Genomic DNA, 11556 nt, shown 5'->3' with positions numbered 1-11556 from the left:
CGATAGCGGTGGGTCAGCTTGCACAGGTCTTGGATGGGCCGCCGTCATCGCGAGCAAGCTCGCTCCCACATTGGATCTCCTGTGAATATAAAACTTGTACCCGACCCAAATCCCCGGTGGGAGCGAGCTTGCTCGCGATAGCGGTGGGTCAGCTTGCACAGGTCTTGGATGGGCCGCCGTCATCGCGAGCAAGCTCGCTCCCACATTGGATCTTCAGTGAACACAAATCCTGTGCACAGCCTAAATCCCTGCGGGAGCGAGCCTGCTCGCGATGACGGTGGGTCAGCCTGCGCACTGACCCAGAGCCGTTCAGCTACCATCGAAGAACCACTTCAAGGAGGATTCCAATCATGGGCGTTCCAGCCAACCGTGCCTTGAGCACCGCACTCGTGGTGATCGATGTACAGAACGACTTCATCCCCGGCGGTCAACTGGCCGTGCCTGGCGGTGATGAGATCGTGCCGTTGATCAATCAGCTCGGCCATTCATTCAGGCACGTCGTCCTCGCGCAGGACTGGCACCCGGCCGGGCATGCTTCGTTTGCGTCCAGTCATCCGGGCAAGCAACCTTTCGGCACCGTCCAATTGCCCTACGGCGAGCAGACACTCTGGCCCGACCACTGCCTACAGGGCAGCCACGGCGCCGCGCTGCACCCTTCACTCAAGCTTGACCATGCCAAGCTGATCATTCGTAAAGGCTGCAACCCGGACATCGACAGTTATTCAGCCTTCATGGAAGCGGACCACCAGACCCCGACCGGGTTGACCGGCTACCTCAAGGAGCGCGGCATCGACACCGTATACCTGGTGGGCCTGGCCCTGGATTTCTGCGTGATGTATTCGGCACTGGATGCCCGGTTGGCCGGGTTCAACGCGTTTGTGGTGCTGGACGCCTGCCGGGGCATTGACAGGGATGGCTCGTTGGAGGCGGCGATCCGGCGGATGCAGGAAGCGGGTGTGCAATTGATCGAGTCCGGCGCAATAGACGGTCGCCCCTTCGCTTGATGGCTCATACTAGGCATCTCCTTTCCGGACAGTGAGCCGCCATGCCCTTCCTCGCCCGCACCCACCCGCGTCTTTCCAGCGCCACGGTCCTTGGCCTGGCGGTGGGAATCCTGATTCCCGTGGATTCGATCATCAGCAAAATCCTGATCGGCTGGAATGCCGGGGTCTGGACCTACCTGGTACTGATGTCGTGGCTGACCGTGCGGGCCAAGGCGCCCGATGTGAGGCGCATCGCTGAAATCGAAGATGAAAATGCCGGACTGGTCTTGCTGGTGGTCTGCATCGCGGCCTTGGCCAGCTTGGCGACCATCACCTTCGAGCTGGCCGGCAGCCGCGACCTGCAAGCCGCCGGCAAGCTGTTGCATTACGGTTTCACGGCAATGACCGTGATCGGCTCATGGTTGCTGATCGGGGTGATTTTCAGCGTTCACTACGCGCGGTTGTATTACACCTGGGAGGGCAAGGAGCCGGCGCTGCGGTTTGCCGAAGGGCTGACTACGCCCAACTATTGGGATTTCCTGTATTTCTCTTTCACTATCGGCGTGGCGGTGCAGACCTCGGACGTGGGCGTGGCCACGCGGCAATTGCGCAAGATCGTATTGGCGCAATCGTTGATCGGGTTTGTGTTCAACACGGCGATCCTGGGGTTTTCGATCAATATTGCGGCGGGGTTGTTTGGGTGAAGAGCATTGGGGCCGCTTCGCGGCCCAGCGGGAGCAAGCTCCCTCGCCACAGGGTCACGCGTCAAGCAAACAGCCTCAGGGCGGGGTGGGCAGCCACAGCTTGAAGCGTGCCCCGCTCAGTGGCGAGGCCTCGACGGTCAGTGTGCCGCCCTGGGCTTCCAGGGCCCGGCGACTGATGGCCAGGCCGAGGCCGAAGCCGCCCGTGGCGCGGTCGCGACTGCGGTCCAGACGGTAGAACGGCTCGAACACCCGCTCGCGTTCGCTGTCGGGTATGCCGATGCCGTCGTCGTCGACCCAGATCTCACAGCCTTGATCACCCACCAGCACACCGACCTGGATGCGCTTTTCGCAATAACGCATGGCATTGCGCAGCAGGTTCTGCAACGCCCGTGCGGTCAAGCGTGGGTCCAGTACGAAACGCTCCAACGCTCCATGCAACAGCACGTCGATCACCACGTCCGGCGCCGCCAGGTCCTCGTCGATGCTGCCAAGGATGCTGTCGATGAACTCGTCCAGCGCCACTTCGACCCGTTCGGGCAAGCGTTGCGGGTTTTGCAAACGGCTATAGGAGAGCAGTTCCAACACCAATTCATCCAGCTCGCGAATGTGCGCCACCAGCCCCTGCAGACGCTCGCGACTGGGCGCCGGCAAGTCATCGGACAGCGCCAGGGCCAGGCCGAAGTCGAGCCGCGTCAGGGGCGTGCGCAGTTCGTGGGACACGGCGTTGAGCAGGTCTCGTTGTTGGTTGAGCAGGTTCTCGATGTCCCCCGCCATCGTATCGAACACGTGGGCCAGGCTGCCGATGTTCGAACTGGAAGCGATGTGCGTACGTTCCTCCAAGTGACCTTTACCGAAACGCTCGGCAGTGCGCCGCAGGCGTTCCAGATCGCGCCAGTGCGGCCGCAACCAGAGCAACAGGCAGGCCAGCATCGTCGCGCCGATCAACACGTTGATGCTCCAGTACAACCAACTGACGTCGGCCGGGTCCGGCGGCACGACCATCTTCACCGCCGTGCGCTCGTCCAGCGGCGCCGCCGCCAAGGTTCGCCATGCCCAGTCGCCGAGGCGCACCACATTCTCGCCGCGCTTGAGACGCGCCTGCTCATCGGTGCTGAAGCCCTCGTCATCGACAGCGGCCAGTTCGATGCGCAGCGGCTCGAATTCCTTGTCCATCTGCGCCGCCAGCGCTGGCCACTGTTCGCTGGGCACGGCGCGGAACTGCTTGACCATCAACGTTTGCAGGCCCCGGGAGTAATCGAGGTTGTAGGTCAGGAAACGCTCGTGGAACAGGCGGACCACCAGTTCCGGCATCAGGTAGATCGCCGCGCTGTAGGACACGATGGTAACCAGGTACAGGCGAATCAGCAGCTTCCACATTGGCTCAGCATTCCCACTCGGAACGACTGAACAGATAGCCCTTGCCCCACACGGTCTTGATCTTGCGGGCTTCGTCGGCGTTGTCGTCGAACTTGCGCCGCAACTTGGAAATCGCCACGTCCACCGAACGGTCGGTACCGTTGAATTCGATGCCCCGCAGACGTTGCAGTATCTGGTCGCGGCTCAGCACTTCACCGGAATGCCGGGCCAGCACTACCAGCAAGTTGTATTCGCCACTGGACAACTCCACTGGCTGTCCGCGCCAGGTCACGGTGCGCTCGGACAGGTCGATGCACAGGTTACCCATGAGGATGCGATCATTGGCCGTCTGCGGCTCGGTGAGGCTGCTGCGGCGCAACAAGGTACGCACCCGCGCCAGTAACACTCGAGGCTCGCACGGTTTGGTGACGTAGTCGTCGGCGCCCATTTCCAGGCCCAGGACCTGGTCGTGGCTGTCGTCCCGGGCGGTGAGCATCAGGATCGGCAAGGTCGCCGAGTCAGCCCGCAGCAAGCGGCAGACTTGCAAGCCGTCCAACCCCGGCAGCATCAGGTCGAGGATCACCAGGTCCGGTGGATCGACCCGCGCCCGTTCGCGCACATGATCGCCACGGCTGAGCACGCTGACCTGATAGCCGTTGCGTTCCAGGTAACTGGCGATCAGCTCGGAGAGTGCGGTGTCGTCTTCGACCAGGAGGATGTTGGGCATGGGTGTTTCCAGAAAAGTGCTGTGGCGCCTGGCAGGGCCTCATCGCGAGCAAGCTCGCTCCCACAGGGATGTTCGGTACGACACAAAATCACTGTGGGAGCGAGCTTGCTCGCGATGGCGATCTCACTGGCGCAGAAAATCTCAAGCTGCCAAGGATATACGCCCTCGCCCATCCACGAGCAAAACCCTTACACAATTTCACACAGCCTCTACAAAACTTTACCCCTGGACCCGCAGCAAATCCGCCGCACACGAGGCGATCCGCTGGCATGCATCCGCCAGTTTCAGTTGATCGACCACCAGCCCGATGCGGATATGCCCCGCCGCACTGGGCCCAAACGCCTCGCCGGCCAGCACCGACACGCCGTAGCCGTCCAGCAGTCGCTCGGCAAAAGCCTGGGCGTCGAGGCCGGTCTGGCGCACGTCGACCATCACGAACATGCCACCATCGGGCCGCACCGGCTTGAGGCCCGAGCAGTCATCGAGCATGGCGCAGACCAGGTCCCGGCGCTGACGATATTCTTCATGCATCTGCGCCACTTCCGGCAAATCCTGCTCCAGCGCGACTTGGGCGGCCCGTTGCACGAAGTCCGGTAAGCCGAACAACATGCACAGGGACAGGTTCGCCAGATGCTCGGCCAAGGGTTCAGGCCCGATGACCCAGCCAATGCGCCAACCGGTCATGGCATGGGATTTGGACAGGCTGTTGATCGTCGCGGTGCGCCCGGCCATGCCCGGCAGACTGGCCGGACTGATGTGTTCGCCTTCGTACAGCAAGTCGCTGTAGACCTCGTCACTGATCAGCCACAGGTCATGTTCAATGCACAACCGCGCCAATGCTTGCCAGGTGGACATCGGCAGGCTGGCGCCAGATGGGTTGTTCGGGCTGTTGAGCAGCATCGCCCGGGTACGCGGGGTCACAAGACGGGCAACGTCCGCCGGTTCGACCCGAAAACCGTTCTCCGGGCGAACCGCCACCGGCACCACTTTCGCGCCGCAGGCGCCAAACACCGCTTCGTAGGTGACATACATTGGCTCGGCGACGATGACTTCGTCGCCAGGGTTGAGCAGGCATTGCGCGACCGCATACACCGCGCACTGCGCGCCCGGCAGCACGACGACCTGTTCGGCCCCCACCGCCTGGCCGCAACGCAGGCGATGACGCCGGGCAATGCTGGCCCGCAAGGTGTGCAGGCCACGGATATCCGAATAGTGGGTGTCGCCGGCCCGCAGGCTGCCCACTGCGGCGTCGACAATGGCGCGCGGCGTATTGAAATCCGGGTCGCCCACTGACAGCAACAACACATCCATGCCCTGTTCGCGCATGGCCAGCGCCCGATCGTGAATCTGCCAGGCGGCGGCACCTTCGCCGGTGATGCGTTGGGTCAAGACTGAGAAGCGCATGTATCTCTCCTGATTGCGCGATATCCAGCCTCAACCCTATCTCAAATTCAACCGTGTGGGAGCAAAGCTTGCTCGCGATATTGGCGACTCGATTCCTGGGGGACCGCAGCGCTTGTATCGCGGGCAAGCCTTGCTCCCACAGGATTTACCGCGCCGCCACCCGCCAAAGTCGTGCAATGTCCCCGGCACGCTCGCTCAGCAGGCGCGGGGCGTCGGCACAGGCTTCTTGCAAGGTCATCGGCCCGTTGACCAGGGCAAAGGCGGCGTCGATGCCGTGTTCATACAACGCCTGGTAGCCCTCCCCCAGCGTGCCGGCAATGACCACCACCGGTACGCCATGCTGGCGGGCGATGCGGGCCACGCCGAAGGGGGTCTTGCCGCGCAGGGTCTGGGCGTCGAAACGGCCTTCGCCGGTGATCACCAGGTCGGCGCCACTGACCGCCTCGGCCAGCCCCGTCAACTGAGCAACGACGTCCACGCCTGTACGAAACTGCGCCCCCAGGAACGCCTTGGCCGCGAACCCCAGGCCTCCGGCGGCGCCGCTGCCCGGCTCGTCGCGCACATCCTTGCTCAACGCTCGGGCGCACTGTTCGGCGAAATGCCCCAGGGCCCGGTCCAGTTCCTGCACTTGCTGGGCCGAGGCGCCCTTCTGCGGACCGAAGACCACGGACGCGCCGTGGGGCCCGCACAGGGGGTTGTCGACGTCGGCGGCGATCTCGAAACTGACGTGGGCCAGGCGAGGATCAAGGTCGCTCAGGTCGATGCGCGCCAGGTTCGCCAAGGCCAGGCCGCCGGGAGGAAGGGCTTGGCCCTGGTCATCCAGTAATGCCACGCCCAGGGCCTGCATCGCACCGGCGCCCGCATCGTTGGTGGCACTGCCGCCAATCGCCAGGATCACCCGGACGGCCCCTGCATCGAGGGCCGCGTGAATCAGCTCGCCGGTGCCGTAGGTGCTGCTGGAACAGGCATCGCGTTGTCCCGGCGGCACCAGTTGCAAACCACTGGCCTCGGCCATTTCGATGATCGCGGTGCGGCTCTCGGCCAACCAGCCCCAGCGCGCCTCGACGGCGACACCCAAGGGCCCGCGAACCCGGGTGTGACGCCACTGGCCGTTGCAGGCGGCCAGCACCGACTCCACCGTCCCCTCCCCGCCGTCGGCCATTGGGCACTTGATCAACTGCGCATCCGGCCAGACCTCGGCCAGCCCCTGGGCGATGGCATCGGCGACGCCCTGGGCGCTTAGACTGTCCTTGAACGAGTCGGGGGCGATGATTATTTTCATATTATTCTCCGGTTCCGATGCACAGCAGGCTACCGGCTGACCGCAGCCGTGACGCCGGTCCGCCGCACAAAATGCACTGGGCATTATTGTTCAAATTCACAAAGATCGGGTGGGCAAGAGGATTGTGCTCGAAAGTGATGCCCCATCGCGAGCAGGCTCGCTCCCAAAAGGGGAATTGTGGACCGAGGGCCTGCGTACGCCACGAATCAAACTGTGGGAGGGAGCTTGCTCGCGATGACGGCGCCACATCCAATGCCTATGTCAGCTGACACGCCGCTATCGCGAGCAAGCCCGCTCCCACAGTTGATTTGGAGGTGGTTTGAGAATTGTGTTTGATCCAGGCGGTGGTTCTGGGGTTTGATTGAGCCTTTCCCATGGATAAAAGGATCTTGTCATGAGTTACCGCACGCTAGGTCATTCCGGGTTGCAAGTCTCGACGCTGACCCTGGGCACGATGATGTTCGGCGAACAGACCAGCACCGAGGATTCGCTGCGGATCATCGACAAGGCCTGGGACCAGGGCATCAATTTCATCGACACGGCGGACGTCTACACCAACGGTCGCTCCGAGGAAATCGTCGGCGAGGCGATCGCCCGTCACCGCCACGAATGGGTGCTGGCCACCAAGGTCGGTTTCGGCCCGCCGGACGGCGTGCCCAACCGCAGCGGCCTGAGCCGCAAACATCTATTCAATGGTATCGAGGCCAGCCTGACGCGCCTGGGCACCGATTACCTGGACATCTATTACCTGCACCGCGAAGACCATAACACTCCACTGCACGTTACCGTGTCGGCCATCGGCGACTTGATTCGCCAGGGCAAGATCCGCTATTGGGGCCTGTCGAACTACCGTGGCTGGCGCATCGCTGAAGTGATCCGGATCGCCGACAGCCTGGGCATCGACCGACCGGTGATCAGCCAACCGCTGTACAACATCGTCAACCGCCAGGCGGAAACCGAGCAGATCACCGCGGCGCAGAACTACGGCCTCGGCGTGGTGCCGTTCAGCCCCTTGGCCCGCGGGGTGCTCAGCGGCAAGTACGCGCCGGACGTGGCGCCGGACGCCAACAGCCGTGCCGGTCGCCGGGACAAACGCATCCTGGAAACCGAATGGCGGGTCGAGTCCCTGCGCATTGCCCAGCAGATCCTGCAATATACCCAGGGCCGGGGCGTGGGCATCGTCGAGTTCGCCATCGCCTGGGTGCTGAACAACAGCGCCGTGACCTCGGCCATCGTCGGGCCGCGCACCGAGGAGCAGTGGGATTCGTACACCAAGGCGCAGGCGGTGAAGATCAGCGCGGAAGATGAAGCCTTTATCGATTCGCTGGTGACGCCTGGGCATGCTTCGACGCCGGGGTTCAATGATGTGAGTCATTTCGTGCCGGGACGAGTGCCTGTGGGAGCAAGGCTTGCCCGCGATGAACGATAACGCAGTTCACCTGTTGAATCGCGGCGTGGCTATCGCGGGCAAGCCTTGCTCCCACAGGTTTTGCTACCGCAGGCCTTGCTCCCACATGACTCGCACCCACAATCAACACCCCTGCCAGAGGTAGGGTGTTGGTTGATCGCCCTCAAGAGAATCACTGTGTCCAAAGGCATCGCTCTATCGGTCTCGGCCTCCGCGCTGTTCGCCGTCATGTACTACTACACCTCGTTGCTCGCACCGCTGAGCGGTGTGGAGATCTTCGGTTGGCGCATGCTGCTGACGATGCCGTGCATGACCGCCTTCCTGCTGGCGACGCGGGACTGGCACCTGGTCACGACGCTGATCCAACGCCTGGTCGCCACGCCACGGCTATTGATCGCCGCGATCGCCTCTTCGGCCCTGATGGGCGCGCAGCTGTGGCTGTTCATGTGGGCGCCGCTCAACGGCTACAGCCTGGACGTGTCGCTGGGGTACTTCCTGTTGCCGCTGTCGATGGTCCTGACCGGCCGAATGGTCTATGGCGAGCGCCTGTCCTACCTGCAGAAAGTCGCCGTGTTCTTCGCCACCCTCGGCGTGTTCAACGAGTTGTACCAGGTGGGTGGTTTTTCCTGGGCAACCTTGCTGGTGGTGATCGGCTACCCGATCTATTTCATCCTGCGCAAACGCATCAAGACCGATAACCTCGGCGGGCTCTGGCTGGACATGACCCTGATGCTGCCCCTGGCGCTGTGGTTCGTGCAAAGCGGTGAACAGGGTTTCAGCGTGTTCGATCAATACCCGCAACTGACATGGCTGATCCCGTTGCTCGGGTTGATCAGCGTCAGCGCGCTGGTGTCCTACATCGTCGCCAGCCGGCTGCTGCCGTTCAGCCTGTTCGGCTTGTTGAGCTATGTCGAACCTGTGTTGCTGCTGGGCGTTGCGCTGCTGTTGGGCGAGAGCATCAAGGCCAGTGAATGGCTGACCTACATCCCCATCTGGCTGGCCGTGGCGGTGCTGGTGTTCGAAGGCTTCAAGCACTTGGTGCGGCAGCGGCGCCGGAATTAAGCGCAGCACCGCCCCCCCTGTGGGAGCGAGCTTGCTCGCGATGACGGCGGCACATTCAACATGGATGTAAGCTGAACCACCGCTATCGCGAGCAAGCTCGCTCCCACAAGGGGTACTGGTTCTGTATTGGCAACAAAAGGGATCTGCATCGGCAGTAAAAAGCCCGCCCGGCATCACTGCCGGGCGGGCTTTTTCATGGGGTAGGCCTTATTCGGTCGCCAACACACCACGCCGCACCTGGTCGCGCTCGATGGACTCGAACAGCGCCTTGAAGTTGCCCTCGCCGAAGCCATCGTCGCCCTTGCGCTGGATGAACTCGAAGAACACCGGCCCCATCAGGGTTTCCGAGAAGATCTGCAGCAGCAGGCGCCTGTCATCCGGGTTGGACGAGCCGTCCAGCAGAATGCCCCGCGATTGCAGTTCATCGACCGGTTCGCCGTGGTTCGGCAGGCGGCCTTCGAGCATTTCATAGTAGGTGTCCGGCGGTGCGGTCATGAAGCGCATGCCGATGCTTTTCAAGTGGTCCCAGGTCTTGACCAGGTCATCGGTGAGGAAGGCCACGTGCTGGATGCCTTCGCCGTTGAACTGCATCAGGAACTCTTCGATCTGCCCGGCGCCCTTGGACGACTCTTCGTTCAACGGGATGCGGATCATGCCATCCGGGGCGGTCATGGCCTTGGAGGTCAGGCCGGTGTATTCGCCCTTGATGTCGAAGTACCGGATCTCGCGGAAGTTGAACAGTTTCTCGTAGAAACCGGCCCAGTAGGCCATGCGCCCGCGATACACGTTATGGGTCAGGTGGTCGATGATCTTCAGGCCCGCGCCCACCGGGTTGCGGTCCACACCCTCAAGGAATACGAAGTCGATGTCATAGATCGAGCTGCCTTCGCCAAAACGGTCGATCAGGTACAACGGCGCACCGCCGATGCCCTTGATGGCCGGCAGGTTCAGCTCCATAGGGCCGGTCTCGATGTGGATCGGCTGGGCGCCGAGTTCCAGGGCGCGCTTATAGGCCAGTTGCGAATCCTTGACCCGGAACGCCATGCCGCACACTGACGGGCCGTGCTCGGCGGCAAAGTACGAGGCCACGCTGTGGGGTTCGTTGTTGAGGATCAGGTTGATCGCGCCCTGGCGATACAGGTGCACATTCTTGGAACGGTGGGTAGCCACCTTGGTGAAGCCCATGATCTCGAAGATCGGCTCCAGGGTGTTGGGTGTCGGGGATGCGAATTCAATGAATTCGAAGCCCATCAGGCCCATGGGGTTTTCGTATAGATCTGCCATGTCGGCGCCTCATCATGCTGGTCAATTAACAAAAAACGTTAGTTGCAGGCGGTGCTGAGGGCACGGGGCGGCGCGCAGGAAATGCCACGAACGCTGCGGGCGAGGAAATCGCCGTAGATCAGTTGAAACCCAAGTATCTTCATTGTCGACCCAAGGCTCTTGTGGGCGAGGCTTCTGCTGCCAGAAGACGTTATTCTTATATGCGTAAATCGATTCTACACAGCGTAACCGGATTTGTCCGCCTTCTGTATCAAATCGCCTTTTCCTTCGATCGTGCAAGGGGTTTGTTGCACAGGAAAATACCCACCAGGATCACGCCCCCGCCCACACACATCAAGGCCGTGAGCCGTTCGTCCAGCAGCAGCGCCCCCAGCAGCACCGCCGTCAGCGGGTTGAGCGCAATGAATACGCCGGACCGGGTCGCGCCGATCCGACGAATGCCGTCATACCAGGCGATATAGGCCAGGGCCGAGCCCAGCACGCCGAGGTACAACAGGCTCAGCCATTGCTCCATGTCCAGCGCGTGCAAGGCTTCGAGTCGAAGCTCGCCCGCGGCCGCGCAAGTCAGCCACAGCATCAGCGTGCCCAGCAGAATCGACCAGGTCACGGTCTGCAAGGGGCCGAGGCTGTCATTGAGTGTTTTCGAAAACAGCGAATAGATCCCCCAGCCCAGCACGCAGCCAAAAATCAACAGGTCGCCGATCCAGCCCTGCGCCGCGCCTTGCAACAAGGACGGATCACGACTGACGATCACCAAACCCGCGCCGCCGATGCACAGCATGATGCCCGCCACTTTCAAACGGCTCAGCCGTTCCTTGAACAACCACCAGGACGCCAGCCCGATCACCGCCGGGTTCAACGCCACGATCAGCGAGGCCCGTGATGCATTGATGTATTGCAAACCATAGAAGAAGCACAGGTTGTAGAAAAAGATGCCGAAGAACCCCAGCGCCGCCAATTGCAGCCCTTGCTTCACACTGGGCCTGGCCAGCGGGATCCCGGCCAGGGCGAGAAACGCCAGCAGCGCGATACTCGCCAGCAGGAACCGCAGGCTGGCGGCAAACATTGGCGCCAGGGCATCGGCAAGAATCCGGCCGGCGACGAAGGTCCCGCCCCAGATCATGGTGACCATGGCGAGCTTCAGGTAGACCGGCAGGTCTGAAGGGATTGGGACGGTTTGCTCGAGGGTTTTCATGGTTTCACCACGGCACGCTAATGAGAACAACACAGAACCTGTGGCGAGGGGGATTAATTGTGGGAGCAAAGCTTGCTCGCGATGAAGGCGGCGCAATTCAGCAGGTAAACCGAGTCATCGTTCATCGCGAGCAAGCTTTGCTCCCACAGGC

At 62.2% G+C, this 11556-nt stretch carries 10 protein-coding genes; 4 read left to right on the top strand and 6 right to left on the bottom strand.

Annotated elements, in window-relative coordinates; translation table 11 throughout:
• Positions 1-350: 350 nt before the first annotated feature.
• Together pncA and AC3A5O_RS08425 are read left to right on the top strand one after the other, a co-directional pair.
• Positions 351-1004: a bifunctional nicotinamidase/pyrazinamidase gene (gene pncA, locus AC3A5O_RS08430; protein ID WP_305467522.1), complete on the top strand. Its 654-nt coding sequence runs from the start codon at positions 351-353 to the stop codon at positions 1002-1004.
• 41 nt (positions 1005-1045) lie between these two features.
• On the top strand, positions 1046-1687 hold the full coding sequence (locus AC3A5O_RS08425; RefSeq protein WP_122566287.1) for a DUF1345 domain-containing protein: 642 nt from the start codon (positions 1046-1048) through the stop codon (positions 1685-1687).
• 75 nt (positions 1688-1762) lie between these two features.
• On the opposite strand, the gene AC3A5O_RS08420 is transcribed toward AC3A5O_RS08425, so the two are convergent.
• The 4 genes from AC3A5O_RS08420 to AC3A5O_RS08405 form a co-directional block, all read right to left on the bottom strand.
• Positions 1763-3064 (bottom strand): ATP-binding protein, encoded by a 1302-nt coding sequence (locus tag AC3A5O_RS08420; RefSeq protein WP_487753093.1) that lies wholly within the window; start codon positions 3062-3064, stop codon positions 1763-1765.
• Between the two features lie 4 nt (positions 3065-3068).
• Positions 3069-3770 (bottom strand): response regulator, encoded by a 702-nt coding sequence (locus AC3A5O_RS08415; RefSeq protein WP_122566285.1) that lies wholly within the window; start codon positions 3768-3770, stop codon positions 3069-3071.
• A 219-nt stretch (positions 3771-3989) separates the two neighbouring features.
• Entirely contained in the window at positions 3990-5174 is a 1185-nt protein-coding gene (locus tag AC3A5O_RS08410; RefSeq protein WP_487753092.1) for a pyridoxal phosphate-dependent aminotransferase, read from the bottom strand.
• A gap of 145 nt (positions 5175-5319) precedes the next feature.
• Positions 5320-6456 carry a glycerate kinase gene (locus AC3A5O_RS08405; RefSeq protein ID WP_487753091.1) on the bottom strand — a complete coding sequence of 379 codons (1137 nt, stop codon included), beginning with the start codon at positions 6454-6456 and terminating at the stop codon, positions 5320-5322.
• Between the two features lie 394 nt (positions 6457-6850).
• Here AC3A5O_RS08405 and AC3A5O_RS08400 point away from each other — a divergent pair, with 394 nt between their 5' ends.
• Together AC3A5O_RS08400 and rarD are read left to right on the top strand one after the other, a co-directional pair.
• The gene (locus tag AC3A5O_RS08400; RefSeq protein WP_305490732.1) at positions 6851-7885 is read left to right on the top strand and encodes an aldo/keto reductase; all 1035 of its coding nucleotides are present in this window, start codon (positions 6851-6853) and stop codon (positions 7883-7885) included.
• A 156-nt stretch (positions 7886-8041) separates the two neighbouring features.
• Complete coding sequence (gene rarD / locus AC3A5O_RS08395) at positions 8042-8926, top strand: EamA family transporter RarD (RefSeq protein WP_305490733.1); 885 nt, start codon at positions 8042-8044, stop codon at positions 8924-8926.
• Positions 8927-9133: 207 nt separating this feature from the next.
• Here the strand turns inward: rarD and hppD are convergent, their stop codons facing one another.
• On the bottom strand, positions 9134-10210 hold the full coding sequence (hppD, locus tag AC3A5O_RS08390) for a 4-hydroxyphenylpyruvate dioxygenase (protein ID WP_122566279.1): 1077 nt from the start codon (positions 10208-10210) through the stop codon (positions 9134-9136).
• Positions 10211-10460: 250 nt separating this feature from the next.
• The gene (locus AC3A5O_RS08385; RefSeq protein WP_305481797.1) at positions 10461-11405 is read right to left on the bottom strand and encodes a DMT family transporter; all 945 of its coding nucleotides are present in this window, start codon (positions 11403-11405) and stop codon (positions 10461-10463) included.
• Between the last annotated feature and the right edge of the window lie 151 nt (positions 11406-11556).

It is taken from the genome of Pseudomonas sp. Soil_N_39 (genome assembly GCF_057655955.1).
Note: the sequence above shows the minus strand (reverse complement) of the source record. Positions and strands in the feature narration are given on the sequence as shown.